Origin of the sequence: Duganella guangzhouensis, assembly GCF_009674535.1 — a bacterium.
Taxonomy (GTDB): Bacteria; Pseudomonadota; Gammaproteobacteria; order Burkholderiales; family Burkholderiaceae_D; genus Rugamonas; species Rugamonas guangzhouensis.
Window position 1 is genome coordinate 76,643 of record NZ_WKJK01000016.1, and the last position, 25,487, is coordinate 102,129.

Below are 25,487 nucleotides of genomic sequence, written 5' to 3' on the forward strand. Positions count from 1 at the left end.
AAATTATCTTAGCATAAAGTCTGATATTAACTTAACAGGTGGAAAAATTTCTTCCTAAACTAACTCAATTTCCTGCCGTTAACAAATATCGACCTGATTAGCGCGCTAGCATGCGCCGGTAATAGCGCGACGTCAACCACAAAGCGAGAGCAGAGGCACTAAATGCCATCTGTCCTGCGGCTAACCACAGCGCGGAATGTGATAGGACGGGTGCAATTACCCCCGCCACGATGGCCCCCAGCAGGGTCACCGCGAACGATTGGACCGAGGCCACGGTGCCACGGATGTGCGGGAACAGGTCCAGCGCCAGCAGCGTCGCCCCCGGCGCCACCACCGACATGCCGAAGGTGTAGAAGCCGAGCGGCAGCACGGTCCACGGCAGCGCCGGTGGCTGGAAGATGTGGTACAGCAGATTGATGGTGGAGGCGCTGAGCAGGAAGCAGAAGCCGATGCCGATCTGTCGCGCAAACGTCATCTTGCCGGCGATGCGGTTGGCCGCCAGCGCGCCCAGGAATACCCCACCCACCGATGGAATGAACAGCCAGGCAAACTGCGAGGCGCCCAGATGCAGCTGCTCGGGCAGGAAGATCGGCGCCGCCGAGATGTAGATGAACAGCCCGGCGAAGTTCAGCGCCACCACCCCGGTTTTGAGGTGGAACAGCGGTGAGCGCAGGACGTCACCGTAATTCCGCATCAGGAAGCGCGGGTTGAAGGGATGGCGTTTTTCCGGCGGCAGCGTCTCCGGCAGCCGGCGGTAGCAAAAGATGAACAGCAGCGTGCTATAGGCCAGCAGCGACAGGAAGATGGCGCGCCAGTCGAACAGGGTGACGATCCAGCCGCCCAGTATCGGCGCGATGGCTGGCGCGATCGAGAAGATCATGGTCACCAGCGACAGCAGCCGCGCCGCCGCCGCGTCCTCGCAAACGTCGCGGATGATGGCGCGCCCCACCACCACGCCGGCGCCGGCCGACACGCCCTGCATGACGCGAAATACCCACAGATAGTGCACGGTGTGGGCGGCGGCGCAGCCCAGCGTGCCGATGGCGAACATCGCCAGCGATACCAGGATCACGTTGCGGCGGCCGAAGGCGTCCGACAGCGCGCCATGCCACAGCACCATGCCGGCGAAGGCCAGCATATAGAAGGTCAGGCTTTGCTGGACTTCCAGCGGGGTGGCGTGCAGCGTGGCCTGGATATTGGGGAAGGCCGGCAGATAGGCGTCGATCGAGAACGGGCCGATCATCGACAGCGCCGCCAATACCGTGGCCAGCGCGGCGGAGCTCAGCGGCTTGCGGTGCGCCGGCTCGGGCGGCGGCACATTGTCATCGAGGTCTTTGTCGGGGAGATTGGCGGGAGGTGTCGGCAGCATAAATCGTTTTCCTTGTTGGACAAACGCCGCCACCTTTCGCGGTGCGCGGCGGGGCGCACCACCCTGCCGTCCGCGCGGTGGCGGCGGCAGGCTGGGTACTGCTTACTCTTTCGGCTTGGCCGCTTCGCGGCGGTTGAAGCCCGCCACCATATCGAAGCGGAACAGACGGCATTCCAGCGCGCCGTTGAAGAACGGCGTCTTGCGCGATTCCTTCAAACGCAGCAGCTTGGGCACGCCCAGATCGGCGGTGAACAGATACACCGTCCAACCGGCGAAGCGCTGTTTCAGCGTCGAGCTGAAATCGGCATAGAAGCCGGACGCCAGTTCATCTTCCGGCAGGCTGCGGTCACCGCGCACGCCGATACGCTCGCCGTACGGCGGGTTGGTCAGCAGGATGCCCGGCTGCGCGCTCGGCGCCTGCACCTGCTGCGCCTCGATCTGCTTCAGCGGCACATCGAACAGAATGCCGGCGCTGCGCAGATTGTGGCGCGCCATCGCCACCATGTCGCCCGAGATGTCGGAGCCGAAGATGGTCGGCTCGGCCGGCAGCGGATTCGGCTTGATGGCAGCCTTCATGTCCTGCCACACGCTGGCCTCGAAGTCATGGAACTTCTCGAACGCGAAACGGCGGCGCGCGCCCGGTGGCACGCCCTGCACCATCTGCGCCGCTTCGCACAGGATGGTGCCGGAACCGCACATTGGGTCGAACAGCGGCATGCCCGGCTTCCAGCCGGCCACGCGCAGCAGGCCGGCGGCCAGGTTTTCGCGCAGCGGCGCGTCACCGGTTTCGTTACGCCAGCCGCGCTTGAACAGCGCCTCGCCCGAGGTGTCCAGATAAACGATGAACTGGTGCGCGTCGACGAAGCCGAAGATGCGCATATCCGGTTCCTTGGTATCGACCGAAGGACGCTTTTTATATTGATCGAGGAAGCGGTCGCAGATCGCATCCTTGATTTTCAGCGTGGTGAATTCCAGGCTTTTCAGCGGCGACTTCACCGCCGTCAGATCGACGCGGATGGTGTGGTCGTAGCTGAACCACTCTTCCCAAGGCTGCGCCAGCGTCAGGTCGTAGATGTCGTTCTCGTTTTTGTAACCGCCTGCGGCCATGCGCAGCAGCACCCGCGACGCGATGCGCGAATGCAGGTTCATGAGATAGGAATCTTCCAGTTCACCCGAGGCGTGCACGCCGCCGGGGACTTCGTTGTGCACCTTCATGGTGGTGCTTTGTTGCGCGATCTCGCGTAGTTCTTCGGCCAACGCCGATTCCATGCCTCGTGGGCATGGGCAAAAGAAGGATGCCATAGGTGTACCTTTTGTCCGTTAATAAACCGCGCCATTCGTCATTCCCGCGCAGGCGGGAATCCATACCAGGCACGCTCGGCATGGCCCTCGCTTGCGCGAGGACGACGCTTATTTCTGCATTGCTCGCTCCAGGAAATCCAGGCGGTCCTGGCCCCAGAAGTTTTCTCCATCCAGCACATACCACGGCGAGCCGAATACACTGGCGGCATTCGCCTCGGCGGTATTGCGCTCATACTCGGCCTGCACGATCCCGGTTGCCGCAGACTTCAGCAGCACCGCGCCATCCAGGCCGCAGCCACCGGCGATGCGCGCCAGTGTCGCCTCGTCGGCGATATTCTTTTCCTCGGCCCACACGCCGCGCATGATGGCGCCGGCCAGCGCCAGCGCGATGTCGTTGCCCAGCGCGATGCGCGCCGCTATGATCATCTTGTTGGCCAATTCCGGCGACACCGGAAAGAACGGCGGCTGCGGTTGCAGCGGAATCTCCAGATACTCCGACCAGCGCGCCAGCTCCACCAGACGATAAGCCTGGCGCTGCGGCGCGCGCTTGGCCAGCGGCAGGCCGCCGGAAACCCCAAACACATTCGACAGATCGCAAGGCTTGATCTCGATCCGCACGCCGTGCCGGCGCGCCATCGCCACCAAACGTTCGTGGCCCAGATAGGCCCACGGCGAATGCGCACCAAAGAAATACTGGCAAACCTTGCTCATGATGCTCCGATCAGAATGGTTTCACGACCACCAGAATCACGATGGCCAGAATGGCGAATACCGGTACTTCGTTAAACACGCGGAACCACTTGTGGCTGCGCTGGTTTTGGCCGCGTTCAAATTTCTTCAGGATGCCGCCGCACATGTGGTGATAGCCGATCAACAGCACCACCAGCGTGAGCTTGGCGTGCAGCCAGCCGGGCATGTGCACGCCGTACGCCAGATAAATCAGGTACGCTCCGAACACCACCGCAAACACCGACAGCCACATCGAAAAGCGATACAGCTTGCGCGCCATGAGCAGCAGGCGCGCGGTGGTATTGGGATCGGTCTCCATCGCCAGGTTGACGAAGATGCGCGGCAGGTAGAACACGCCGGCCATCCACGCGATGACGAAAAAGATGTGCAGTGCTTTGATCCAGAGGTACAGCATAAAACTCCTTATTGACGTACTTCGCCGTGGCCGAACACCACGTATTTCAGCGAGGTCAAACCTTCCAGTCCGACCGGGCCGCGCGCGTGCAGCTTGTCGTTGGAGATGCCGATTTCGGCGCCCAGGCCGTATTCGAAACCGTCGGCAAAGCGCGTCGAGGCGTTGATCATCACCGACGAAGAATCGACTTCGCGCAGGAAGCGCATCGCCACCGAATGGTCTTCGGTGATGATCGCTTCGGTGTGCTTGGACGAGTAGCGCTCGATGTGCTCCATCGCTTCGTCGACGTCGGCCACGATTTTCACCGCCAGAATCGCGGCCAGGTATTCGGTCGACCAATCCTCTTCGGTGGCTGCGCTCAGGTGCGGATAGCCCTGCAGCAGCGCGGCCGCTTCGGCGTCGACGCGCAGTTCGACTTCCTTGGTGGCGTACAGCTTGGCCAGTTCCGGCAGCACCTGCGGCGCGATCGAACGCGCTACCAGCAACGTCTCCATGGTGTTGCAGGTGCCATAGCGGTGGCACTTGGCGTTGAAGCCGATGTCCACTGCTTTTTTCAGATCGGCCTTGTCGTCGATGTAGACGTGGCAGATGCCGTCCAGGTGTTTGATCATCGGCACCGTGGCTTCGGCCATCAGGCGCGCGATCAGGCTCTTGCCGCCGCGCGGCACGATCACGTCAACGTATTGCGGCATGGTGATCAGCGCGCCGACGGCGGCGCGGTCGGTGGTGTCCACCACTTGCACGCCGTCTTCCGGCAGGCCGGCGCCTTGCAAGCCTTGCTTGACCAGTATCGCCAGCGCGCGGTTGCAGTGAATCGCTTCCGAACCGCCGCGCAGGATGGTGGCGTTGCCGCTCTTGATGCACAGGCCGGCCGCGTCCACCGTCACGTTCGGGCGCGATTCGTAGATGATGCCGATCACGCCCAGCGGCACCCGCATCTGGCCGACCTGGATGCCGGTCGGGCGGAATTTGAGGCCGGAGATTTCTCCGATCGGGTCCGGCAGCGCGACGATCTGGCGCAAGCCTTCCACCATGGTGGCGATGGCTTTGTCGGACAGCGCCAGGCGGTCCAGCAGCGCCGGTTCCAGGCCGTTGGCGGCGGCGGCTTCCATGTCCAGTTTATTGGCGGCGCGCAGCGCGTCGGCTTCGCGTTCGATCGCGTCGGCGATCAGCGTCAGCGCGCGGTTGCGCGTGGCGGTATCGGCCTTGGCCATGCCGCGCGACGCCTTGCGCGCGCGCTGGCCCAGTTGTTCCATGTACTGCTTGATGTCCATCGTCGTCTCGTCGGTGTTAGCCGCGTGCGACTTTCAATGCAAGCTGCAGCATCGCGTCCCACGCGTCGCCGGCAAACGCTTTCGCGCGCAGGCCCTTGATCATCTTGTCCACTTGCGCGGCGTCCTTCATTGCCGCTTCCAGCGTTGGCAGCGAAATGCGGCGCAGCGCCGGGTCCATCATGCGTTCTTTCGGCCCCCAGATGCGATGCTCCTTGAGCAGCGCCCCCAGCGGCCGGCCTTGCGCCATGCCCGCCTTCAGCTTGAGCAGGGTGCGGATTTCCTCCGACACCGCCCACAGCACCAGCGGCAGCGCTTCGCCCTCGCCTTTCAGGCCGTCCAGCATGCGGATCAACCGCGCCGGATCGCCCGCCAGCATCGCCTCACTGAGCTTGAACACATCATAGCGCGCCACATTCAGCACCGCTTCGTGCACCTGCTCGTAGGTCAGCTTGCCCGGCTCGTGCAGCAAGGCCAGTTTTTGAATCTCCTGATGGGCCGCAAGCAGATTGCCTTCCACGCGATCGGCGATGAAGTCGATGCTCTGCCGGTCCGCGCTCTGCCCTTGTTGGGCAAGGCGCTGGCCTATCCAGTTGGGCAAATGCGCCCGTTCCACCTGCGGGATGTCGATATACACCGCCGCCTGTTGCAGCGCGGCCACCCAGGCCGCCTTCTGCGTCTGCCAGTCCAGCTTTGGCAGCGTGATCAAAGTCAGGTTGTCCGGACTCAGATCCTTCACATAATTCTGCAGCGCCGCGCCGCCATCCTTGCCCGGCTTGCCGGTCGGGATGCGCAGCTCGATCAGCTTTTTATCGCCAAACAGCGACAGCGCCTGATTGGCCGCCAACAGCTCGCCCCACTTGAAACTGCGCTCCACGGTCAGCACGTCGCGCTCGGAATAGCCCTGCGCGCGCGCGGTCTTGCGGATTTTGTCCGCAGCCTCCAGCGCCAGCAAATGCTCGTCGCTGGTGATGACGTACAGCTGCGACAGCGATTTGCTCAAATGGCCGTCCAGCGCCTCCAACCGTAATTGCATCAAGCGTCCTTACTGAATCGGCACCGCCGGCACCGCCGCCGGAGCCGGTGGCGGCAGCGACACGCCCGGCGTTTTCACGGCGGCGATACGGCGCATCATCTGCTGTACCAGGTCGGTCTGCATGTCCTTGTACAGCAACGCTTCTTCCTGCTCCTTGGCCAGCAGCTGGGTTTCATTGAAGTCGATGGTGCGGGTCAGCGTGATGGTGGTTGGCCCCAGCAGCTCGGCGCCCTGCTTGTCCAGGATGCGGAACACGATGTTATACGTCAGCAGATACTGTCGCACGCGGCCATTGCTGTTCAGCGACAGAATCGTTTTGGTCTTGGTCTTTTCCGGATTGGTCAACACCTCGACCACGCCATCGGCTTCCTTGGCGGTGCTGACCACCGTGGTGCCGCCGTTGGCGCGGATATTACGTTTCAGGTCAATCGCCAGCGGCGACGACTCCGGCAGCCCCACATACATGGTCGGGAAAGGCAGCGTGTAATGGCCGCCGTCGCCGCGCAGATGGAAGCCGCAGCCCGACAGCGTCAGAGAAGCCGCCAGCACGGCTGCGCACAAAATCTTGGAAGTAGTCGTCGCCATATCTGTCTTTACACTACGATGTTGACCAGTTTGCCCGGTACCACGATCACCTTCTTCGGCGTGCCCTCGATGAACTTCTGCACCGCCTCATTGGCCAGTGCGGCGGCTTCGATGGCGGCCTTGTCGGCGCCCTTCGCGACCACCACGCTGCCACGCAGCTTGCCGTTCACCTGGATCATCATCTCGATTTCCGATTGTTCCAGCGCGGCCGGATCAACCTGCGGCCATGCGGCGTCCAGGATGTCACCGGCGTAGCCCAGCTCTTTCCACAGCACGTGGGTGATGTGCGGCGCCACTGGGTTCAGCAGGCGCAGGAAGATCGCATAGCCTTCCGACAGCACGGCCGCTTCCGCGTCCTTGGCCGATTCCAGCGTGTTCAGCATCTTCATGCAAGCCGAGACCACGGTGTTGTACTGGATGCGCTTGACGTCGTAGTCGGCCTGCTGCAGCACCTTGTGCACTTCGCGGCGCAGCGCTTTGCTGGCGTCGGTGGTAGCGGCGGCACTCAGCGGCGAACCGGCGGCGGCGAACGCTTCACGCTGCGCGTAACCGAACGCCCACACGCGGCGCAGGAAGCGGTTGGCGCCTTCCACACCACTGCCCGACCATTCCAGCGTTTGCTCTGGCGGCGAGGCGAACATGGTGAACAGGCGCGCGGTGTCGGCGCCATATTGTTCGATCTGCGCTTGCGGGTCGATGCCGTTGCTCTTCGACTTCGACATCTTCTCGGTGCCGCCGATCTGCACCGGTTGACCGTCGTCTTTCAGCGTCGCAGCCTGCGGACGACCCTTGTCGTCCACGGTCAGATCAACGTCGGCTGGATTGAACCAGGTCTTCTTGCCGGCGGCGTCTTCGCGGTAGTAGGTCTCGTTCAGCACCATGCCCTGGGTCAGCAGGTTGACGAACGGCTCGTCGAATTTCACCAGGCCGAAGTCGCGCATCACCTTGGTCCAGAAGCGCGCGTACAGCAGGTGCAGCACGGCGTGTTCGATACCGCCGATGTACTGGTCCATCGGCATCCAGTAATCGTTGCGGGCGTCGACCATGGCATCGTTCGAGCCTGGCGAGGTATAGCGCATGTAGTACCACGACGAATCGACGAAGGTATCCATGGTGTCGGTTTCGCGACGCGCCGGTTTGCCGCAGCTTGGGCAATCGCACTTCAGGAACGCTTCGTACTTGTTCAGCGGGTTGCCGCTGCCATCAGGGACGCAGTCTTCCGGCAGCACCACCGGCAGATCTTTTTCCGGCACCGGCACCGAGCCGCAATCCGCGCAGTTGATCATCGGGATCGGCGTGCCCCAGTAGCGCTGACGCGAGATGCCCCAGTCGCGCAGGCGGAAGGTGGTTTTCTTCTCGCCCAGGCCTTGCGCTGCCAGGTCGGCGGCGACGGCGTCCAGCGCGTCCTTGTAGCGCAGGCCATCGTACTTGCCGGAGTTGGTGACGATCGAAACTTCCTTGTCGCCGTACCATTCCTGCCAGGCGTCGGTCGAGTACTCAGGCGCGTCGGCGGTGGTGATGACTTGTTTGATCGGCAGATTGTATTTTTTGGCGAAGGCGAAATCGCGCTCGTCGTGCGCCGGCACGCCCATCACGGCGCCATCGCCGTAGGTCATCAGCACGTAGTTGCCGACCCAGACTTCGACTTTATCGCCGGTGATTGGATGGGTGACGAACAGGCCGGTCGGCATGCCCTTCTTCTCCATCGTGGCCATGTCGGCTTCAATCACCGAGCCCAGTTTGCACTCGGCGTTGAAGGCGGCCAGTTCGGCGTTGGTCTGCGCGGCCAGCACGGCCAGCGGATGCTCGGCGGCGACGGCGCAGAAGGTCACGCCCATGATGGTATCCGGGCGGGTGGTGAAGACGTACATTTTGCCGTCGGTGATCAAGTTGCCGTCGGCATCCTTGATGTCGTGCGGGAAGGCGAAGCGCACGCCGGTCGATTTGCCGATCCAGTTCGACTGCATGATGCGCACGCGCTCAGGCCAGCCTGGCAGCTTGTTGTCGACGTGTTCCAGCAGCTCTTCGGCGTAGTCGGTGATGCGCGCGTAGTACATCGGGATTTCGCGCTTTTCGATCACCGCGCCCGAGCGCCAGCCCTTGCCGTCGATAACCTGCTCGTTGGCCAGCACGGTCTGGTCGATCGGGTCCCAGTTCACGGTGCCGGTCTTTTTGTAGATGATGCCTTTTTCCAGCATCTTCAGGAACATCCACTGGTTCCACTTGTAGTATTCCGGCTTGCACGCGGTCATTTCGCGCGACCAGTCGATGGCCAGACCCATCAGCTCCATCTGCGAGCGCATGTGGGCGATGTTGGAATAGGTCCACTGTGCTGGCGGCACATTGTTGGCCATCGCCGCGTTTTCGGCGGGCATGCCGAACGCGTCCCAGCCCATCGGCATGAGGACGTTGTAGCCGTTCATGCGCAGGTAGCGGTACATCACATCGTTGATCGTATAGTTGCGGACGTGGCCCATGTGCAGCTTGCCCGATGGGTAAGGCAGCATGGAGCAGGCGTAGTACTTACCTTTCGGGAAGCGCGGATCGTGCTCGATGGCTTTGTAGGCGTCGATGGCTTTCCAGTGGGATTGAGCAGCTTTTTCTACGTCGGCGGGACTATATTTATCTTGCATGATCGGTGATCGGTCGATAGTGAATATGAACCGGACATTATACCTTGAGCCACGCCAGTACGGCGCGGGCCGGCAGGCGCTTAATAGCAGGATGCATTAACAAAAGCACCACACATGGAGCCCGCCATGCCAATCTTGCCACCAGCCGCCCTCGCCGCCCTGCAAAATGCCCATCCCGAGCAGGATTTCCTGCTGCTCAACATCGGCGACCTGGGCGAGCTCGGGCCGCTGGACATGCAGATCGCCAAGCCGACTGATTTGCGACGAACTGTGGGATATTTGGCCGGTTAAGCGTAAGGTTACGAAAACTTATGAAATGGACGACTATCTGTAATGTTTTATCGTGAATATCCACCTCATCCGGCACTGGCGGCTTATGTGGAGTGCGTTTGGGCGGCGCGGGCGCCGGGTTCGGCGCATACGCATCGGGTGTTGCCGGATAATTGTGTCGATATTCTCTGGCAGGACGGCGGGCAGCCGGGCTATGCGGTAGGGATGATGTCGGCCGCTATCCTGGTTGCCAGCGAGCGGCCGGTGTTGACGCTGGCGGTGCGCTTCAAGCCAGGCATGGCGGGACTGTTTCTGGCCACACCGCTGCATGCGATTACCGATCAGCGCGCGGACATCGATCTGCTGTGGGGCCGCAGCGATGCCGATCGCTTGGCCGATGCGCTGTGGACCAGCAACGCGCCCGAACGCGCGCGGCTGGCGTTGATCGAGCGCGAACTGATGCGGCGGCTGCGAGCCCAAGTGCCAGGCGCGGACGCGCCGCTGGTACGGCAAGCGCTAGTCGCGCTGGACCGCAGCGGCGGCGCGCTGCGCGTTGAGGAACTGGCGGCGCAGTTGCACGTGTCACGGCAACATCTGGCGGCGCAGTTCCGTCAGCATGTCGGGCTGTCGCCCAAGCTGTACGCGCGCATTTGCCGCTTCCGCCGCGCCACCGCCACGCTGCGCACCGACACCACGAGCAGTCTCGACTGGGCGCAGCTGGCGGCCGATTGCGGCTACTTCGACCAATCCCATTTGATCCACGATTTCCAGGAATTCTCCAGCAGCACACCGGAACAATTCCATTTTTCCAATCGCGCCGCCGCCTGATGTGCCAAGATGTGGTTTTCGACCTCCGGAGGCTCACATGATTCAAGGATTGCGCACCGTTATCTATCCAGTCAAAGACCTGGCCGCGGCCAAGGATTGGTACGTCAAGGTGTTTCAAACCGAACCGTACTTCGACCAGCCGTTCTACGTCGGCTTCAACATCGGCGGCTTTGAACTGGGCCTGCTGCCGGACGGCGCCACGCCCGGCAAAGCCGGCAGCCTGGCCTACTGGGGCGTCGAAGATATCGAAGCGGAAGTCAAGCGCATCACCGCGCTGGGCGCCACCATTCACGGCGACATCCAGGACGTCGGCGAGGGCATCCAGACGGTCGAATTGGCCGATCCGTTCGGCAACCTGCTTTGCCTGATTTACAACCAGCACTTCGACGTCAAAGCGGTGCGCTAGCGATTGTGGGAAAATACTGCCTCAGCAAATAAAGAGGTAGCCCAATGTCCCGCCGTAACGCCAATCTCATCAAAACGCCCGAGCAGATCGTGCAAGCCCGTGTCGCCGCCCAGCTGGCGGCCGACGTGCTGACCATGATCGCCCCGCACGTCAAGCCGGGCGTGACCACCGGCTACCTCGACAAACTGTGCAACGACTACATCGTCAACGTGCAGCAAGCGATTCCGGCCAACGTCGGCTATGGCGGCTTCCCGGCCACCGTGTGCAGCTCGGTCAACCACGTGGTGTGCCACGGCATTCCCTCCGACACCCAAGTGCTGAAGAACGGCGACATCATCAACATCGACGTCGCCGTCATCAAGGATGGCTGGCATGGCGACACCAGCCGCATGTACTACGTGGGCGAGCCGAGCAAGCCGACCCGCAAGCTGGTCGAGACCACCTACGCCGCCATGTGGGCCGGCATCCGCGCCGTGAAGCCGAAAGCCACCTTGGGCGACGTCGGCTTCGCGATTCAGACCGTGGCCGAAAAGGCCGGCTACAGCGTGGTGCTGGATTATTGCGGCCACGGCATCGGCCAGGTTTACCATGAAGATCCGCAGGTGACGCACTACGGCCGTCCCGGCCAGGGCATGGTGCTGAAGCCGGGCATGCTGTTCACCATCGAACCGATGATCAACGCCGGCAAGGCCGCCACCAAGGAATTAAGCGACGGCTGGACCGTCGAGACGCGCGACAAATCGCTGTCGGCGCAGTGGGAACACATGGTCTATGTGACCGAGACCGGCTTCGAGGTGCTGACGCTGGCGCCGGGCGAAACCGGCGCCAAGGCCAATATCCCGAACGCGCTGCCAGCCGGCGTGGAAGCGCCGCCTAGCGCAGCGTAAGTTTCAGGGCCGGCTTCTCGCCGTAGTCTTCGTAGCGCTCGTTGAGGCCGGCCACGCAGTAAGTGATTTCTTCCACGATGTCGGGCACGGCCGCCTGCATCGCCGCCGCGTCCTTGATGACGATCTCCAGCAGCTCGTTCGGCTTGAGCTTGAACTTGCTCATGCTGTCGTCATCGCGCAGATAGCTGAGGCAATCGACCCAGGCATCCATGGTGTTGCCGTAGCTGTCGGGGAAACCCATCGCCACCTTGCATTCAGCGTGAAAGCTGTCGAAATCCTTGATGGCTGCGCCATTCAGTTCTGCGGTTGCCATTACTTCTTCTCCTTGGGGTCCGTAACGAATCCCAACTTGGTTAATCCATTGCTCTGCGCCGCCGCCATCACCTGTGCAACCACTTCGTAGCGGGTGTCCTTGTCGGCGCGCAGCTGCAGTTCCGGTTGCGGATCGAGCTTGGCCGCCTCGACCAGGCGCGAGGTCAGCGCATCCTGCGCCACCGGATCGTTATTCCAGAAAATCTGGCCCTTGCCGTCGATCGACAGCGTGACCGTGGCGGCCGGCGTGGCCGGTGCGGCCGGCGCCTGCGCTTTCGGCAGTTCCAGCTGCACCGAGCCGGTGAACATCGGCGCCGCCAGGATGAAAATCACCAGCAGCACCAGCATCACGTCCACCATCGGCGTGACGTTGATGTCGGCCATCGGGCCGGGATTGCGGTGGTGATTGAAAGCGCCGAAGGCCATGATCTTACTTCGTCAGATAGGCGTGCAGGTCGTGTGCGAATGCATCCAGCTCGGCCAGCGTCAGACGGTTGACGCGGTTAAAACCATTGTAGGCCAGCACGGCGGGAATCGCCACCGTCAGGCCGATCGCGGTCATCACCAGCGCCTCGCCCACCGGGCCGGCCACCTTGTCGATCTGCACCGTGCCATGCGACGACACATTGGCCAGCGCGTGATAAATCCCCCACACCGTGCCCAGCAGGCCGACAAACGGCGCCGTGGCACCAATCGAGGCCAGCAGCGTCAAGCCGCTTTCGAGACGATTGGTGGAACGCTGAATGGCGCCGCGCAGCACCCGCGTGGCTTGCGCCGAGCGGTCCATCTCGCCGCCCAGCGACGGCCGGCCGGCGGCGCCCAGCTGGGCCGCGCCCTGCTCGGCCAGCGGCAGGAAAATTTGTTCGGCATCGGCCAGCTTCAGCGCGGCCACGCCATCCTGCATCGACGGCGCGTCCCAGAACGCCTGCACCGCCGGCGCGCTGCGGCGGATGCGCCATGACGCCAACGCCTTGGACAGAATAAAGAACCAGCTCGCCAGCGACATCGCCAGCAACACAAACGCCACCGCGTGGCTGATGGCGTCGCCCTGCTCCCAGAAGCGGCTCAGGGTGAATTGGCTGGCCGCCGGGTTCATTGGTCCTTCAGGCCCAGCACGTCGTACATGTCGAACAGGCCGGTCGGCTTGTCGGCCAGGAAGCGGCAGGCGCGGATCGCACCGTGCGCGTAGGTGACGCGGCTGCTGGATTTGTGGCTGATCTCGATGCGCTCGCCGATGCCGGCGAACAGCACGGTGTGGTCGCCAACGATGTCGCCGCCACGGATGGTGGCAAAGCCGATCGACGACGGATCGCGCTCACCGGTCACACCTTCGCGCGCGAACACGCCGTGTTCCTTCAGGTCGCGGCCCAGCGCATCGGCAATCACCTCGCCCATTTTCAGCGCGGTGCCGGAAGGTGCGTCGACCTTGAAGCGGTGGTGGGCTTCGATGATCTCGATATCGTAGCCGGTCGACAGCGCCTTGGCGGCCTGCTCCAGCAGCTTCATGGTGACGTTGACGCCGACCGAGAAGTTAGGCGAAAACACGATCGCGGTTTTCTTGGCCGCCTCGGCGATAGCGGCCTTGCCGGCGTCGTCGAAACCGGTGGTGCCGATCACCAGCTTGATGCCGTGCTCGGCGCAATATTTCAGGTGCTCGATGGTCGCTTCCGGGCGGGTGAAGTCGATCAGGTACTGCGCATCGGCCAGGCCCTTGCCAAAGTCCGATTCCACCGCCACGCCGGCCGGCTTGCCGAGGAAGGCGGCGGCGTCGGCCTGCTCCGAACCGGCGCGGTCCAGCGCGCCCGCCAGACGGGCGTCATCGGCGTTCTGCACCGCTTCGATCAGGATGCGGCCCATGCGGCCGCCGGCGCCAGCAATGGCGATATTCATTTCGGTCATGCTTGAATCCTTGTTATTTCTTGTCGGTACCGGTGCCCACCGTCACACCCACAGGCGAAGCCGCGGCCGGGTTGTCGGTGCCGGATGGCAGCGGCGCGGTCGGCGCCGGCTTGGCCAGCGCCGCCTCGGTGGCCGCTTCCTTCTTCAGGTTGGGCGCCGGACCGGCGATACGGGCAATGTATTCTTTCTCGGTCGGCAGATTGCCGCCTTCCCAGCGATCGACCTTGCCGTCCTTGTCGAAGAACACGATCACGCGGCTGGTGGTGATTTCGCCATTGCCCTTGGCCAGGCGGAACGCGTAATCCCAGCGATTGCCGTGGAACGGATCGGTCAGCAGCGCGGTGCCGAAGATGAAGCGCACCTGGTCCTGGGTCATGCCCACCTTCAGCTGCGCCAACATTTCTTCCGATACAAAGTTGCCCTGTTGAATGTCAGGACGGTATGGCGACAGCACCCACATGAAGCGCTGCAGCTTGGTGATGGTGGTGGTCTGTGCGCCTTTGTTGGCGTCCAGCGTAGGCGCGGCATCTTTGACCTCCGTCGATTTCTCGCCCAGCGTGGTTTTGGTCGCGCAGCCGCCCAGCGCCAGCGCCACGGACACGGCGGCGATAGGGGTGAAACGGTGCAACAAAGACTGCGAAAAAGCCTGGGTGACGCGCATAAAGGTCCTCAATCTGATCGGCGGAAGTGCGGAAAAACGCTATATCATAAAGCACACCGTGCGGGATGGGGCAAATCTTTGTAACTGTAAAATTCCTACAAGAAACTTGTGCCGCATGGCGATTCTATGCGGGCCGCCCCGGAGTACGTTAAACTAACGGCTAGCTATCGCCAACCACATAAGAGTTTCTACCATGGGTAACAATCCTACCGATCTGAAGGCCAGCGGCCTGAAAGCCACGCTGCCACGCATCAAAATCCTGGATATCTTCCAGAACAGCGAAGTGCGCCACCTGACCGCCGAGGATGTGTACAAGATCCTGTTGGCGGATAACATGGATGTGGGCCTGGCCACCGTGTACCGGGTGCTGACCCAGTTCGAGCAGGCCGGCCTGCTGAACCGCAACCACTTCGAAACCGGCAAGGCCATCTTCGAGCTGAACGCCGGTTCGCACCATGACCACCTGGTGTGCGTCGATTGCGGCCGCGTCGAAGAGTTTTACGACGAGGCGATTGAAGAGCGCCAGCACGTCATCGCCAAGGAGCGCGGCTTCAAGATCGCCGAGCACGCGCTGGCGATCTACGGCAACTGCACCAAGACCGCCTGCCCGCACCGTCCGGGCTAAGAGTGACTCAGCGCGTTTGACAGCAATTTCGCGGTGATATCGACAATCGGTATCACCCGCTCATACGCCATCCGGGTCGGGCCGATCACGCCCAGCGTGCCGACGATCTTGCCGTTGGCGGTGTACGGTGCGGTCACCACGCTCATCTCGTCCATCGGCACCAGGCTGGATTCGCCGCCGATGTAGATCTGCACGCCGCTGGCCTTGGCCGACACGTCCAGCAACTGCATCAGGCCGGTTTTCTGTTCGAACATGTCGAACATCTGCCGCAGCGAACTCATGTTGGAAGACAGGTCGCTGACCGACAGCAGATTGCGCTCGCCGGCGATGACCATGTCGTCGCTATCATCCTTCATCGCCTCGCTGCCGGCTTCCACCGCCACCTGCATCAGCCGGCCCATGTCGTCGCGCAGCTGGCGCACCTCGTTCTGCAGGCGCGCGTGCACCTCGTCAAACGCCAGCCCGCCGTAATTCTGGTTGATGTAATTGGCCGACTGCACCAGCTGCGCCGGCGTGTAATCAACCTCGGTCAGCAGCAGCCGGTTCTGCACGTCGCCATTCGGCGCCACGATCACCAGCAGGATGCGCTTCTCGCCCAGGCGCAGGAATTCGATCTGCTGGAACACCGACTCGCGGCGCGGGCTCAGCACCACGCCGGCGAACTGCGACAGCGACGACAACATCTGCGCCGCGTTGCTGATCATCTTCTGCGGCTGCGGCGCCTGCAGGCGCAGCTGCGCGCCCACCGCCTGCTCGTCGATGTGCTGCACCGTCAGCAGCGTGTCGACAAAGATGCGGTAGCCGCGCGGCGTCGGCACCCGGCCGGCCGAGGTGTGCGGGCTGGCCACGTAGCCCAGCTCCTCCAGGTCGGCCATGATGTTGCGGATGGTGGCCGGCGACAGCTCCAGGCCGGAAATCTTGGAAAGCGCGCGCGAGCCCACTGGCTGGCCGTCCGCGATATAGCGTTCCACCAGGGCTTTCAACAGGGTTTGGGCGCGGTTGTCGAGTTGCATGCTAAATATCGGTGATTGCCGGTGAAGAGGTTCCGCCTATTATGCACTTCAATGCTGCATCTGCGCACGGATCCATGCCAGCAGCTCGTCAAACGTGGCACAAATCGCATCCGGCGTCACGCCCGCCTCCAGATGGGCCTGGCTGCCATGGCGGTTCATCCAGACCGCGCGCAGGCCGGCGCTCTGCGCGCCCTGGACGTCGGCCCGCAGGTCGTCGCCGACATAGACCGCATCCTGCGGCGCCACCCCCATCGCCTCGCAGGCGCGCAGGAAGATGCCCGGATCGGGCTTGGCGCGGCCGAACTGGGCCGACGACAGCGTGTACTCGAAATGGTGCTGCAGGCCGATCACTTCAAGATCGGCGTTGCCGTTGGTGATCACGCCCAGCCGCAGCATGCCCTGCAGCAGCGGCAGCACCGGCAGCACATCGGCATACGGCGTGACCGCGTTGCGCAGCGCGGCGAAGTGCCGCATCGAGGCCTCGATGTGGAGCGGATCCTCGCCGGCCTCGGCAAACACCTCGGCCAGCGCCTCGCGCCGCAGCTGGTACAGATCGGCGATCAGCTCGGGCCGGCGCTCCAGCAAGGCCAGGCGGCGCAGCCGCAGCTCGGTCACGTCGCAGGCCTGCGCCACGCGCGGCGCGTGCGCGGCCAGCCAGGCATGCCAGCTTTCCTCGGCGGCGATGATGACCGGGCCGATCGGCCACAGCGTGTCATCCAGGTCAAACAGCAAAGCGAGGGGGCGGCGTGGCGTCATGATCAGGTGGGAAGAATGGCAAACACCCCTATTGTACGGGCAGCCGGCGCGGCCCGCTGTTCGCGGCGACACACGCTGTTACATCCATTTGCGAGGCGGGTATTACCAAATGCACTAAAATACGCCCCACGAGTGTAATATGCTGCCTCCCGTGCGTGCTGCCGGGCCTAATCGATTTGGAGAGAAAGTTTTATGAAAAGTTCGTTTCTGCGTGCGGGCCTTGCCCTGCTGTGTGGTGTGATCCTGGCCGCCTGCGGCGGCAATAACGGCAGCTTGCAAATCTACGGCACAATTTCCGGCTTGGACCGGGCCGGCCTGATCCTGGTCAACTCCAGCACCGGCGAGCAACTGACCATCGCCAGCAGCGCCTCCACCTTCTACTTCACCAAGCTGGCGGCGGTGGATGAATCCTACAACGTGCAAGTGCAGACCCAGCCGACCGGCGCCAAGTGCACGGTCACCAACGGCAGCGGCACCGCCAACACCTACACCCTGTATTACACCCCGATCACCATCGCCTGCGCGGCCAACCCGTACACCCTGGGCGGCACCGTCAAGGGCCTGACCGGCACCGGCCTGATCCTGGCCAACGGCTCCGACACCGTGGCCGTGGCGGCCGCAGCGGACGGCTCCGGTTCCGACGTCAGCTTCACCTTCCCGACGACCGTCGGCGATAGCGCCAACTATGGCGGTACCGTGCTGTCGCAGCCGAGCGGCCAGACCTGCGCCTTCGATTCGAGCAACAATCCAGGCGTCATGCCGAGTGCGAGCCTGCTGACGCTGGTCGTCAACTGCACCAACAACTAAGCCGCCGGCATTTATTTTTGGAGAAATACATGAAATTTTCGTTAGTAAATGTCATCGCAGCCGTGGCCATGGTGGCCACGCTGGCCGGTTGCGGCGGCAAGGCGCAGTACGTGGTGGGCGGCACGGTCACCAACCTGAACACCGACGGCCTGGTGCTGGTCAATAACGGTGGCAACGACCTGACTGTGGCGGCCGGCGCCACCAGCTTCGCCTTCAGCAAAGAGATCGACTATGGCACGACGTACAACATTACCGTCAAGACCCAGCCGGCGCACATGACTTGCAGTGTCACCTCGGGCAATGCTTCGGCCGGCTACAACGTCACCATCCAGGCCGCCGTCACCTGCGTGCAGAACACCTACACCGTGGGCGGCCAGTACAGCGGCGTGACCGCAGCGGCCGACGGCACCGCGCGCACCGTGACCCTGATCAACGGCTCGACCGGCAGCACGGCGACTGTGAGCAGCGACACCGCCACCAGCGGCGACTTCGTGCTGAGCACCTACGTGGCTGACGGCGCGGCCTACGGCGTGACCGTGGTGACCCCGACCAACGGCCTGACCTGCACGCTGGAAAACGGCACCGGCGTGATGCACGAAGCGGCCGTCACCAACCTGCTGCTGACCTGCACCTCGCAATAAGCCAGCACCGGCGCCGCCTCGGCGGCGCCGGCAGCGGAGGAGTTATTCAGTATTCAAATAGTTGATATTAGGAAAATAAAGTAGCCTGATACACGTTTTCCGCGCATACTGCACTTGTCTCCTCCACTTCTTGCAAAGAAATGGATTTCTAGCCCGCTCTTAGCGGGCTATTTTTTTGCCCCTACCCCGGAGTTTTTACAGCAGATTCGCGAGGGCGACGTATTGAGCCAGGCCGACCATTTCGGGACGGTCGGTGGGGTTGATGCCGGCTTCGATCAGCTGGGCTTCGGTGAACATGCCGGCCACGCAGTTGCGGATGACTTTGCGCCGCTGCGAGAAGGCTTTCTGCACCACCGCTTCCAGCTTGGCTTGCTCGCAGGCCAGCGGCTGCGCCACGGGGATCATGCGCACGATCGCGGAATCCACCTTGGGCGGCGGGTCGAAGGCGTCCGGCGGCACCACGAACAGCAGCGACATGTCGTAACGCCATTGCAGCATCACCGACAGTCGGCCGTAGGTTTTGCTGCCCGGCGCCGCCACCATGCGCTCCACGACTTCCTTCTGCAGCATGAAATGCTGGTCCTGCACCAGCGGCGCGAACGTCGCCAGGTGGAATAACAACGGGCTGGAGATGTTGTACGGCAGGTTGCCGACGATCCGCAACTTCTGCCCTTCCGGCACCGGGATGCCGCCAAAGTCGAATTTCAGCGCGTCGCCGGAGTGCACCGTCAGCTTGGTGCGCGGATAGGCTTTTTCCAGCCGCGCCACCAGATCGCGGTCCAGCTCGACCACGTGCATATGCTTCAGCGAGCGCAGCAGTTGATCGGTCATGGCGGCCAGGCCGGGGCCGATTTCCACCATGGCGTCGCCGGACTGGGGATCGATGGCTTCGGTAATGCTGCTCAGCACATTCTGGTCATGCAGGAAGTTCTGGCCGAAGCGTTTACGGGCTACGTGTTGTTTCATTTTTTATTATCCAAAGAATTGTTGGCCATCGCCAGCGCCGCGCTGATGGCTTGTTCCATGCTGCCGCAGTCGGCCCGGCCCAGCCCTTGCGCGGCCAGGTCCAGCGCGGTGCCGTGGTCGACCGAGGTGCGGATCAGCGGCAGTCCCAGCGTGATGTTGACGCCGTTGCCGAAGGTGGCGTACTTCAACACCGGCAAGCCCTGGTCGTGGTACATCGCCAGCACGCAGTCGGCATCCTGCAGGTATTTGGGCTGGAACAGGGTGTCGGCAGGATACGGTCCGCGCGCATCGATGCCGCGCGCCTGCGCCGCCGCGATCGCCGGCGTGATCAGCTCGATCTCTTCGCGCCCCAGATAGCCGCCCTCGCCGGCGTGCGGATTCAGGCCGCACACCAGGATGCGCGGCGCGGTCAGGCCGAACTTGGCGCGCAGGTCGGCGTCGATGATGTCCAGTATCCGCGCCAGGCCATCCTGGCTCAGCGCGGCCGCCACGTCTTTCAGCGGTAAGTGAGTGGTCGCTAGCGCCACCCGCAGCTGTTTGCCGCTGAGTTCGCCAGAGAGGGCTTGCGGGCCGGCCAGCATCATCACCACCTGCGAGGTGGCGGTCTGGTCGGCAAAGTATTCGGTATGGCCGGAGAATTTGACGCCGGCGTCGTTGATGGTGCTCTTTTGCAGCGGCGCGGTCACCACCGCCTCGAACCAGCCGGCCCGCACGCCCTCGATGGCGGCGTCCAGCGTGGCCAGCACGGCGCGGCCGTTTTCTTTGTTCAGCTGGCCCGGCACCACGTGCGCGCTCAGCGGCACGTCGATCACGCTGATGCGGTCGGCGCCGAAATGCGGCAGGCCGCCATTCCGCACCGCCATCAGCGACAGCGAGGAAATCCGGATCGCGGGATCGATATCGGCGGCCGTCATGGCCAGGAAGGCGGCGTCGCCCAGCAGCACGCAATTGACTTCGTGCCGCCGCGCCCACGCCGCGCGCAGCGAAATTTCAGGACCGATGCCGGCCGGCTCACCGACCGTCACCGCAATGGCGGGGCGCACTCCCGGGCGCCGTTTAAATGAAGTGGCGCTCATGCGTGCTCCCCTTTTGCGTTACTTGTTGGCGTTGGCGTTGGCCAGCTTGTCGTCCTCGTTGCGGTACTCAACGTAGGCGCGGTCGCGCACTTCGCGCTGCCAGCTTTCGGTCGCCTCTTCCACCTTGCGGTCACGCAGCGCCTGACGCGCGGTGTTGCGCTCGCGCTCTTTCGAGACGTCGTCGCTCTTACGTTCCAGCACCTCGATCAGGTGGACACCAAAGCTGGTTTCCACTGGCTGCGAAACTTCACCGATCTTCAGCGCATTCATCGCGGCTTCGAATTCCGGCATGGTATCGCCAGGGTACAGCCAGCCCAGATCGCCGCCCTTGGAGGCCGAACCGTCGTTCGACACCAGGCGCGCCAGGTCTTCAAACTTGGCGGCGTTGTTGTCCAGACGCTCTTTCAGCTCCAGCAGCTTGCGCTTGGCGTCGGCCGCGCTCATGGTCGGCGTCACCTTGATCAGGATGTGGCGGGCGTGGGTCTGCTGCACCGCGGCCACGGCTTGCGCCTCGGCCAGGCTGCGGCGGTCCACCGCCTTCAGGATGTGGAACGCGCCGGTGCTCTTGATGATCGGCGTCACCTGACCCGGCTTCAGCTTGGACAGCGCTTCGGCGAAGATCGGTGGCAGGCGCTCAGGCTGGCGCCAGCCCACCGCGCCGCCCTGCAGCGCGTCGCTGGCGTCCGAATAGGTGGCGGCCATCTTGGCGAAGTCGGCGCCGGTGCGCAACTGGCGCATCACTTCCTCGGCGCGGGCGCGGCGCTGGGCGATCACCTCGGCGCTGGCGTTGTCCGGAATGCGGACCATGATCTGCGAGATATTGACTTCGAACTGCTCGGCGGCGGCGGCCTTTTCGGCGGCCAGGAAGCTGTCCACCTCGGCGTCGGAAATCTGGATCTTGGCGTCGACTTCATGCTCGCGCAGGCGCTGCATAATGATTTCTTGGCGAATATCTTCGCGGAACGAGGCGAACGGCGTGCCCTCTTTTTCCATTTGATCGCGCAGTTGCTGCACACTCAGCTTCTGCGCCTCGGCGATGCGGCTGATCGAGCGGTCCAGTTGCAGGTCGTCAACCCGCACGCCGAATTCCTTGGCCTGCTGCAGCTGCGCGCGCTCGACAATCATGCGCTCCAGCAACTGGCGACGCAGGTCGGCGGCGTCCGGCATCTGCACATTCTGCTGCTTCATGCGCGCGGTAACGGTCTGGATGCGGTTGTTCAGCTCGCGCTGGGTGATGACCTCGTCATTGACCACCACCAGGATCGAGTCGATCGCCACATTGCCCGATTCGCCGGGCGGCAGGAAGCCGGCGCCGTCTTTCTTGTCAGCCGGCTTGGCGACCGCCGGCGCGGTAGCGGCGGCCGGAGCGGCGGCCACAGTCTCGGGCTTCGGCGGTTCCGCTTTCTTTTTCGATGAGAACAGGCTACAACCGCTGAGCGCGGCCGTGCACAACAGGACTGCGAGGAGTTTCATCTGATACTTACTGGCATTACGCATGGTGGTAGAACGCTCAAGAGGTATAAAAAAGTCAAAAAGCGCCGCGACAGGACTTGCGCGGCGGACGCCAAGTGTACACGGTTAGCGACCGTAATCGTCATTCACGCGTTGATAGCCCGCGATACTGCTCTTCATCGCCTCCAGCGGGCTGCCAACGCCCAGGTGCGACAGGCCGTTCAACTCCAGCTGGAAGAAGATCTGGGTCGAGGCCTTGGTCGAAGTGGTCACCCAGCGCTGCGCGCCAGTGCGGAACACCCAGCAGTCGGCCTTGTATTCCAGGCCCGCCAGGCTTTCCAGGATCTTTTTGTCCTGTAATGAGTAGCTGATGCGGCCGACGCCGTACCAGCGGTCGAACATCGGCCATTGGCCCGATATCTCGGCATTCTTGAAGCTGTCGCGGGTGTAGCGGTAGCCCAGGTTCAGCACCTTCTTGGCGCCCGGCACCCATTGCGCGGTGTAGGTTTCCGAGATCACGCGGCGATTGTCGGTGTTGTACTGCACCGCGCTGTCAAAGGTCCAGGTTTCCGAGATGCGGCCGGTGGCGGCCAGCAGGATGTCGGAACGCGAATCGACCACCGGCGTCGACGAGTCCAGCTGGACCCGCTGATCCTTGAAGTAGAAACGCTGGCCGAACGCCAGCCGCAGCGCCTCGGCGCCATTGGCGTCAAGGAAGCGCGAGGTGATCGCCGCCGTCAACTGGTTGGCGTCGCCGATGCGGTCCGAGCCGACGAAGCGGTTCTCGCTGAAGATCTGCGTGAAGTTGAAGGTCGCGGTGTCGGTGTCGAAGGTCGGGAAATTGCTCTGGTCGTGGTACGGCGTGTAGACGTAGAACAGGCGCGGTTCCAGCGTCTGCGTCATCTTCTTGCCGCCGTAGGTGATGTCGCGTTCGAACACCAGGCCGGAATCCAGCGAGAAGGTTGGAATCGAGCGCGACATGCTCTGCGCCGCCGCCCCCTCATACGAGTCCAGCTTGTAGCTGGCCATGTTGACCATGACCTTGGGCGTGATGAAGTAGCTTGGCCCGATGATCGGATAGCTCAGCTGCGGAATCGCCACCAGCCGGGTGCCGTTGATCAGCGTCGGATGGTAGAAGCGGGTCGCCTCGGCGTTGAAGGCCCAGTCGAAGCCGCCCATCACATCGTATTGCGCGGCGTTGAAGTTGACCGCCGGCAGACGGTCGTACGGCCGGGTCACGGTCAGCGACGGGTCGGTCACCGATTCCGGATCTTGCAGCACCTGGTACTTCTGCACCCGCGCGGTCAGGTTCCAGAACTCGCCATGGTAGTCGGTGCGCAGCTCGCGCAGCAGCTGACGGTCGGTCGAAGCCGACACGGTCTTGGAGAAATCATTCGGATAGTTGTCATCCGAGGCGCCGCGGAAGTTCCAGCTGTAGGCCCAGTCCTTGGTGATGTCGGCGCTGTGGGTCGAGCGTATCATCCAGCGGTCGCTCGACTCGTTCGGGTGCGCCTTGGCGTACTCGCGGTCGTGCGGCAGATACTCGATGTAGGTCTCGCCCTGGTACAGACCGCCGTCGGTCTCGCCCATGTAGCGGCCCTGCGCGCCCAGCTGAATGCCGCGCGCGCCGATGATTTTCGGGTAAATCGTCAAATCGCGGTTGGGCGCGATGTTGAAGTAGTACGGCACCACCAGTTCGGCGCCGTTTTTCGAGCTATAGCCCGGCGTTGGCGACAGCCAGCCGGAGCGGCGCGCGCCCGACAGCGAGAACGACATCGCCGGCGTGCCCAGAATCGGCACGTCCTTGAAATAGATCAGCGTGGTGCCGGCGGTGCCGACATCGCGGCCCGAGTCCAGGTTCATGGTGTCCGAGCGCAGATACCAGTCCGGATCGGCGGCCTGGCAGGTGCTGTAGGTGCCGTTGACCACCTGCGCCACGTCTTCGTTGATGAAATTCAGGCGCTCGGCCTTGCCGCGGCCGCCATTGGCTTCCAGCTTGTAGGTCGGGTTGAGCATATAGCCCTTGCCGGTATCCATGTTCAGCTTGACTTCATCGCCGGTGAAATAGTCGCCGAAGCGCCAGATCTGCACATGGCCCTTGGCCTCGATCTCATCCTCGACCTGGCGGTAGCAGGCGTCATCGGCCTTGACCCGGGTCTTGTCCTTGACCAGTTCGGCGTCGCGTTCGAGGATCAGCTCGCGCTCGGGGCGGCCGCTGATATCCTCGGCCTGCACGGTGGTGACGGCGTTCTTGTCCTCCACCCGGGGCGCGCGCTGCGGCTTGAGTGTGGTCTGCCCATAGGCATACGCCGGCAGCGCCGAGACGGTAACGATAGCGGACAAGGCATACGCCAGGCGCTGCGGTTTAATTTTGGGGGCCAGTAGCCAGCGCATGCGACTCATGAAAAGACTGGATGAAACACCATGACAGGCGATTTTTTGATTTGAATCCCTTATTATATGGGAATCTCCACCGAACGCCGGATTCCTCGGCACGCTTCAATGTCTTTATTACAGAATTTAACCACCGATACACGTCTGGAACTGCTGGTCACTTGGCTGCGCGGCCTGAACGTGGTAGATGTGGACAGCCTGCGTCCAGCCTCGGCCGACGCCAGTTTCCGCCGCTATTTCCGCCTCGACGTGCTGCCGGCCCACCAGGCCACGCTGGGCCTGACCCTGATCGCCATGGATGCGCCGCCCGAGCGCGAAAACGTGCTGGGCTTTGTCAAGCTTGACGAAATGCTCACACATGCCGGCGTCACCGTGCCGCGCATCGTCGCCACCGACTACGAGGCCGGCCTGATGTTGTTGTCCGACCTCGGCACCACCACCTATTTGTCGGCGCTGAACCACGATAACGCCTCGGCCATGTACGCCGAAGCGCTGGAAGCGCTGGTCAAGTTCCAGCTGACCAGCCGGCCGGACGTGCTGCCGGAATACGACCGCGCCTTCCTGCAGCGCGAAATGAATCTGTTCCCCGAGTGGTACATCGGCAAGCACCTGAACGCCACGCTGACTGAAAAACAGGCAGCCACGCTGCAGGGCGTGTTCGACGCCATTCTGGCCAACGTCACCGCCCAGGCCCAGGTCTATGTACACCGCGACTACCATTCGCGCAATCTGATGGTGGTCGACGCCGGCAATCCGGGCGTGCTGGACTTCCAGGACGCGCTGTACGGTCCGATGACCTACGACGTCGCCTCGCTGCTGCGCGACGCCTACGTGCAATGGGACGAGGAACTGGTGCTGGACTGGGCCATCCGCTACTGGCAGCACGCCAAGTCGCTCGGCCTGCCGGTGGCGCCGGACATCGACGCCTTCTACAAGGACTTCGAATACATGGCGCTGCAGCGCCACCTGAAGATCCTCGGCCTGTTCTGCCGCCTCAACTACCGCGATGGCAAGGCCCAGTATCTGGACGATCTGCCGACCGTGATGGAATACGTGCGCAAGACCGCCGGCCGCTACAAGGATCTGAAGCCGCTGATCAAACTGCTGGATCTGCTGGAAGACCGTGAGCCGCAAGTCGGCTACACCTTCTGAGG

The 25,487-nt window shown here is 63.0% G+C and carries 27 protein-coding genes; 8 read left to right on the top strand and 19 right to left on the bottom strand.

Annotated features, from left to right (window positions below):
• Nucleotides 1–97: 97 nt before the first annotated feature.
• The 8 genes from GJ699_RS25525 to leuS form a co-directional block, all read right to left on the bottom strand.
• On the bottom strand, nucleotides 98–1,369 hold the full coding sequence (locus GJ699_RS25525) for a multidrug effflux MFS transporter (RefSeq protein WP_154381668.1): 1,272 nt from the start codon (nucleotides 1,367–1,369) through the stop codon (nucleotides 98–100).
• Between the two features lie 102 nt (nucleotides 1,370–1,471).
• A complete protein-coding gene (locus GJ699_RS25530; protein WP_371867670.1) occupies nucleotides 1,472–2,671 on the bottom strand; it encodes a THUMP domain-containing class I SAM-dependent RNA methyltransferase in 1,200 nt (399 codons plus the stop codon).
• A gap of 108 nt (nucleotides 2,672–2,779) precedes the next feature.
• Nucleotides 2,780–3,382 carry a 2-hydroxychromene-2-carboxylate isomerase gene (locus tag GJ699_RS25535; protein ID WP_154381672.1) on the bottom strand — a complete coding sequence of 201 codons (603 nt, stop codon included), beginning with the start codon at nucleotides 3,380–3,382 and terminating at the stop codon, nucleotides 2,780–2,782.
• Nucleotides 3,383–3,392: 10 nt separating this feature from the next.
• On the bottom strand, nucleotides 3,393–3,815 hold the full coding sequence (locus GJ699_RS25540; protein WP_154381674.1) for a CopD family protein: 423 nt from the start codon (nucleotides 3,813–3,815) through the stop codon (nucleotides 3,393–3,395).
• 8 nt (nucleotides 3,816–3,823) lie between these two features.
• A complete protein-coding gene (locus GJ699_RS25545) occupies nucleotides 3,824–5,089 on the bottom strand; it encodes a glutamate-5-semialdehyde dehydrogenase (protein ID WP_154381676.1) in 1,266 nt (421 codons plus the stop codon).
• Between the two features lie 16 nt (nucleotides 5,090–5,105).
• The gene (gene holA, locus GJ699_RS25550) at nucleotides 5,106–6,122 is read right to left on the bottom strand and encodes a DNA polymerase III subunit delta (RefSeq protein ID WP_154381678.1); all 1,017 of its coding nucleotides are present in this window, start codon (nucleotides 6,120–6,122) and stop codon (nucleotides 5,106–5,108) included.
• Nucleotides 6,123–6,131: 9 nt separating this feature from the next.
• Entirely contained in the window at nucleotides 6,132–6,707 is a 576-nt protein-coding gene (locus tag GJ699_RS25555) for an LPS-assembly lipoprotein LptE (RefSeq protein ID WP_154381681.1), read from the bottom strand.
• 8 nt (nucleotides 6,708–6,715) lie between these two features.
• On the bottom strand, nucleotides 6,716–9,340 hold the full coding sequence (gene leuS, locus GJ699_RS25560; RefSeq protein ID WP_154381683.1) for a leucine--tRNA ligase: 2,625 nt from the start codon (nucleotides 9,338–9,340) through the stop codon (nucleotides 6,716–6,718).
• Nucleotides 9,341–9,466: 126 nt separating this feature from the next.
• On the opposite strand from leuS, the gene GJ699_RS25565 reads away from it, so the two are divergent.
• From GJ699_RS25565 to map, 4 genes are read left to right on the top strand one after another with little or no spacing between them, the layout of a single operon-like run.
• Nucleotides 9,467–9,631, top strand: coding sequence for a hypothetical protein (locus tag GJ699_RS25565; protein WP_154381685.1), 165 nt, complete (start codon nucleotides 9,467–9,469; stop codon nucleotides 9,629–9,631).
• Between the two features lie 42 nt (nucleotides 9,632–9,673).
• A complete protein-coding gene (locus GJ699_RS25570; RefSeq protein WP_154381687.1) occupies nucleotides 9,674–10,438 on the top strand; it encodes a helix-turn-helix transcriptional regulator in 765 nt (254 codons plus the stop codon).
• A gap of 37 nt (nucleotides 10,439–10,475) precedes the next feature.
• Nucleotides 10,476–10,844, top strand: a complete 369-nt coding sequence (locus tag GJ699_RS25575) for a VOC family protein (protein ID WP_154381689.1) — start codon at nucleotides 10,476–10,478, stop codon at nucleotides 10,842–10,844.
• A gap of 44 nt (nucleotides 10,845–10,888) precedes the next feature.
• Nucleotides 10,889–11,731: a type I methionyl aminopeptidase gene (gene map / locus GJ699_RS25580; protein ID WP_154381691.1), complete on the top strand. Its 843-nt coding sequence runs from the start codon at nucleotides 10,889–10,891 to the stop codon at nucleotides 11,729–11,731.
• On the opposite strand, the gene GJ699_RS25585 is transcribed toward map, so the two are convergent.
• From GJ699_RS25585 to GJ699_RS25605, 5 genes are read right to left on the bottom strand one after another with little or no spacing between them, the layout of a single operon-like run.
• The gene (locus tag GJ699_RS25585; RefSeq protein ID WP_154381694.1) at nucleotides 11,718–12,044 is read right to left on the bottom strand and encodes a barstar family protein; all 327 of its coding nucleotides are present in this window, start codon (nucleotides 12,042–12,044) and stop codon (nucleotides 11,718–11,720) included. The two genes, map and GJ699_RS25585, sit on opposite strands and share 14 nt — an antisense overlap.
• A complete protein-coding gene (locus GJ699_RS25590; protein WP_154381696.1) occupies nucleotides 12,044–12,469 on the bottom strand; it encodes an ExbD/TolR family protein in 426 nt (141 codons plus the stop codon). The genes GJ699_RS25585 and GJ699_RS25590 overlap by 1 nt, the downstream gene beginning before the upstream one ends.
• 4 nt (nucleotides 12,470–12,473) lie before the next feature.
• Entirely contained in the window at nucleotides 12,474–13,139 is a 666-nt protein-coding gene (locus GJ699_RS25595) for a MotA/TolQ/ExbB proton channel family protein (RefSeq protein WP_154381698.1), read from the bottom strand.
• A complete protein-coding gene (gene dapB, locus GJ699_RS25600; protein WP_154381700.1) occupies nucleotides 13,136–13,942 on the bottom strand; it encodes a 4-hydroxy-tetrahydrodipicolinate reductase in 807 nt (268 codons plus the stop codon). Before dapB ends, GJ699_RS25595 begins: the two co-directional genes overlap by 4 nt.
• Nucleotides 13,943–13,955: 13 nt before the next feature.
• Nucleotides 13,956–14,603: an outer membrane protein assembly factor BamE gene (locus GJ699_RS25605; RefSeq protein ID WP_154381702.1), complete on the bottom strand. Its 648-nt coding sequence runs from the start codon at nucleotides 14,601–14,603 to the stop codon at nucleotides 13,956–13,958.
• A gap of 193 nt (nucleotides 14,604–14,796) precedes the next feature.
• Here GJ699_RS25605 and fur point away from each other — a divergent pair, with 193 nt between their 5' ends.
• The gene (gene fur / locus GJ699_RS25610) at nucleotides 14,797–15,228 is read left to right on the top strand and encodes a ferric iron uptake transcriptional regulator (protein ID WP_154381704.1); all 432 of its coding nucleotides are present in this window, start codon (nucleotides 14,797–14,799) and stop codon (nucleotides 15,226–15,228) included.
• Here fur and hrcA read toward each other — a convergent pair.
• Nucleotides 15,225–16,241 (bottom strand): heat-inducible transcriptional repressor HrcA, encoded by a 1,017-nt coding sequence (gene hrcA, locus GJ699_RS25615; RefSeq protein WP_154381706.1) that lies wholly within the window; start codon nucleotides 16,239–16,241, stop codon nucleotides 15,225–15,227. The genes fur and hrcA overlap by 4 nt on opposite strands.
• A 48-nt stretch (nucleotides 16,242–16,289) precedes the next feature.
• A complete protein-coding gene (locus tag GJ699_RS25620; RefSeq protein WP_154381708.1) occupies nucleotides 16,290–16,997 on the bottom strand; it encodes an HAD family hydrolase in 708 nt (235 codons plus the stop codon).
• A gap of 192 nt (nucleotides 16,998–17,189) precedes the next feature.
• Here GJ699_RS25620 and GJ699_RS25625 point away from each other — a divergent pair, with 192 nt between their 5' ends.
• A complete protein-coding gene (locus tag GJ699_RS25625; RefSeq protein ID WP_154381710.1) occupies nucleotides 17,190–17,804 on the top strand; it encodes a hypothetical protein in 615 nt (204 codons plus the stop codon).
• Nucleotides 17,805–17,833: 29 nt separating this feature from the next.
• The gene (locus tag GJ699_RS25630) at nucleotides 17,834–18,445 is read left to right on the top strand and encodes a hypothetical protein (protein WP_154381712.1); all 612 of its coding nucleotides are present in this window, start codon (nucleotides 17,834–17,836) and stop codon (nucleotides 18,443–18,445) included.
• A 195-nt stretch (nucleotides 18,446–18,640) separates the two neighbouring features.
• On the opposite strand, the gene rsmA is transcribed toward GJ699_RS25630, so the two are convergent.
• From rsmA to GJ699_RS25650, 4 genes are all read right to left on the bottom strand, one after another.
• Complete coding sequence (gene rsmA, locus GJ699_RS25635; RefSeq protein WP_154381714.1) at nucleotides 18,641–19,411, bottom strand: 16S rRNA (adenine(1518)-N(6)/adenine(1519)-N(6))-dimethyltransferase RsmA; 771 nt, start codon at nucleotides 19,409–19,411, stop codon at nucleotides 18,641–18,643.
• Complete coding sequence (gene pdxA / locus GJ699_RS25640) at nucleotides 19,408–20,487, bottom strand: 4-hydroxythreonine-4-phosphate dehydrogenase PdxA (RefSeq protein WP_154381716.1); 1,080 nt, start codon at nucleotides 20,485–20,487, stop codon at nucleotides 19,408–19,410. Before pdxA ends, rsmA begins: the two co-directional genes overlap by 4 nt.
• An 18-nt stretch (nucleotides 20,488–20,505) precedes the next feature.
• On the bottom strand, nucleotides 20,506–21,960 hold the full coding sequence (locus GJ699_RS25645) for a peptidylprolyl isomerase (protein WP_154381718.1): 1,455 nt from the start codon (nucleotides 21,958–21,960) through the stop codon (nucleotides 20,506–20,508).
• Nucleotides 21,961–22,065: 105 nt separating this feature from the next.
• Nucleotides 22,066–24,333: an LPS-assembly protein LptD gene (locus tag GJ699_RS25650; protein ID WP_154381720.1), complete on the bottom strand. Its 2,268-nt coding sequence runs from the start codon at nucleotides 24,331–24,333 to the stop codon at nucleotides 22,066–22,068.
• 108 nt (nucleotides 24,334–24,441) lie between these two features.
• On the opposite strand from GJ699_RS25650, the gene GJ699_RS25655 reads away from it, so the two are divergent.
• Nucleotides 24,442–25,485 (top strand): aminoglycoside phosphotransferase family protein, encoded by a 1,044-nt coding sequence (locus tag GJ699_RS25655; RefSeq protein WP_154381722.1) that lies wholly within the window; start codon nucleotides 24,442–24,444, stop codon nucleotides 25,483–25,485.
• Nucleotides 25,486–25,487: the final 2 nt, after the last annotated feature.

What these genes read in the sequence shown, in the direction of transcription:
- GJ699_RS25525 (WP_154381668.1), bottom strand. Translation starts at nt 1,369, where the DNA reads ATGCTGCCGACACCTCCCGCCAATCTCCCCGACAAAGACCTCGATGAC.
- GJ699_RS25530 (WP_371867670.1), bottom strand. Translation starts at nt 2,671, where the DNA reads ATGGCATCCTTCTTTTGCCCATGCCCACGAGGCATGGAATCGGCGTTG.
- GJ699_RS25535 (WP_154381672.1), bottom strand. Translation starts at nt 3,382, where the DNA reads ATGAGCAAGGTTTGCCAGTATTTCTTTGGTGCGCATTCGCCGTGGGCC.
- GJ699_RS25540 (WP_154381674.1), bottom strand. Translation starts at nt 3,815, where the DNA reads ATGCTGTACCTCTGGATCAAAGCACTGCACATCTTTTTCGTCATCGCG.
- GJ699_RS25545 (WP_154381676.1), bottom strand. Translation starts at nt 5,089, where the DNA reads ATGGACATCAAGCAGTACATGGAACAACTGGGCCAGCGCGCGCGCAAG.
- holA (WP_154381678.1), bottom strand. Translation starts at nt 6,122, where the DNA reads ATGCAATTACGGTTGGAGGCGCTGGACGGCCATTTGAGCAAATCGCTG.
- GJ699_RS25555 (WP_154381681.1), bottom strand. Translation starts at nt 6,707, where the DNA reads ATGGCGACGACTACTTCCAAGATTTTGTGCGCAGCCGTGCTGGCGGCT.
- leuS (WP_154381683.1), bottom strand. Translation starts at nt 9,340, where the DNA reads ATGCAAGATAAATATAGTCCCGCCGACGTAGAAAAAGCTGCTCAATCC.
- GJ699_RS25565 (WP_154381685.1), top strand. Translation starts at nt 9,467, where the DNA reads ATGCCAATCTTGCCACCAGCCGCCCTCGCCGCCCTGCAAAATGCCCAT.
- GJ699_RS25570 (WP_154381687.1), top strand. Translation starts at nt 9,674, where the DNA reads ATGTTTTATCGTGAATATCCACCTCATCCGGCACTGGCGGCTTATGTG.
- GJ699_RS25575 (WP_154381689.1), top strand. Translation starts at nt 10,476, where the DNA reads ATGATTCAAGGATTGCGCACCGTTATCTATCCAGTCAAAGACCTGGCC.
- map (WP_154381691.1), top strand. Translation starts at nt 10,889, where the DNA reads ATGTCCCGCCGTAACGCCAATCTCATCAAAACGCCCGAGCAGATCGTG.
- GJ699_RS25585 (WP_154381694.1), bottom strand. Translation starts at nt 12,044, where the DNA reads ATGGCAACCGCAGAACTGAATGGCGCAGCCATCAAGGATTTCGACAGC.
- GJ699_RS25590 (WP_154381696.1), bottom strand. Translation starts at nt 12,469, where the DNA reads ATGGCCTTCGGCGCTTTCAATCACCACCGCAATCCCGGCCCGATGGCC.
- GJ699_RS25595 (WP_154381698.1), bottom strand. Translation starts at nt 13,139, where the DNA reads ATGAACCCGGCGGCCAGCCAATTCACCCTGAGCCGCTTCTGGGAGCAG.
- dapB (WP_154381700.1), bottom strand. Translation starts at nt 13,942, where the DNA reads ATGACCGAAATGAATATCGCCATTGCTGGCGCCGGCGGCCGCATGGGC.
- GJ699_RS25605 (WP_154381702.1), bottom strand. Translation starts at nt 14,603, where the DNA reads ATGCGCGTCACCCAGGCTTTTTCGCAGTCTTTGTTGCACCGTTTCACC.
- fur (WP_154381704.1), top strand. Translation starts at nt 14,797, where the DNA reads ATGGGTAACAATCCTACCGATCTGAAGGCCAGCGGCCTGAAAGCCACG.
- hrcA (WP_154381706.1), bottom strand. Translation starts at nt 16,241, where the DNA reads ATGCAACTCGACAACCGCGCCCAAACCCTGTTGAAAGCCCTGGTGGAA.
- GJ699_RS25620 (WP_154381708.1), bottom strand. Translation starts at nt 16,997, where the DNA reads ATGACGCCACGCCGCCCCCTCGCTTTGCTGTTTGACCTGGATGACACG.
- GJ699_RS25625 (WP_154381710.1), top strand. Translation starts at nt 17,190, where the DNA reads ATGAAAAGTTCGTTTCTGCGTGCGGGCCTTGCCCTGCTGTGTGGTGTG.
- GJ699_RS25630 (WP_154381712.1), top strand. Translation starts at nt 17,834, where the DNA reads ATGAAATTTTCGTTAGTAAATGTCATCGCAGCCGTGGCCATGGTGGCC.
- rsmA (WP_154381714.1), bottom strand. Translation starts at nt 19,411, where the DNA reads ATGAAACAACACGTAGCCCGTAAACGCTTCGGCCAGAACTTCCTGCAT.
- pdxA (WP_154381716.1), bottom strand. Translation starts at nt 20,487, where the DNA reads ATGAGCGCCACTTCATTTAAACGGCGCCCGGGAGTGCGCCCCGCCATT.
- GJ699_RS25645 (WP_154381718.1), bottom strand. Translation starts at nt 21,960, where the DNA reads ATGAAACTCCTCGCAGTCCTGTTGTGCACGGCCGCGCTCAGCGGTTGT.
- GJ699_RS25650 (WP_154381720.1), bottom strand. Translation starts at nt 24,333, where the DNA reads ATGCGCTGGCTACTGGCCCCCAAAATTAAACCGCAGCGCCTGGCGTAT.
- GJ699_RS25655 (WP_154381722.1), top strand. Translation starts at nt 24,442, where the DNA reads ATGTCTTTATTACAGAATTTAACCACCGATACACGTCTGGAACTGCTG.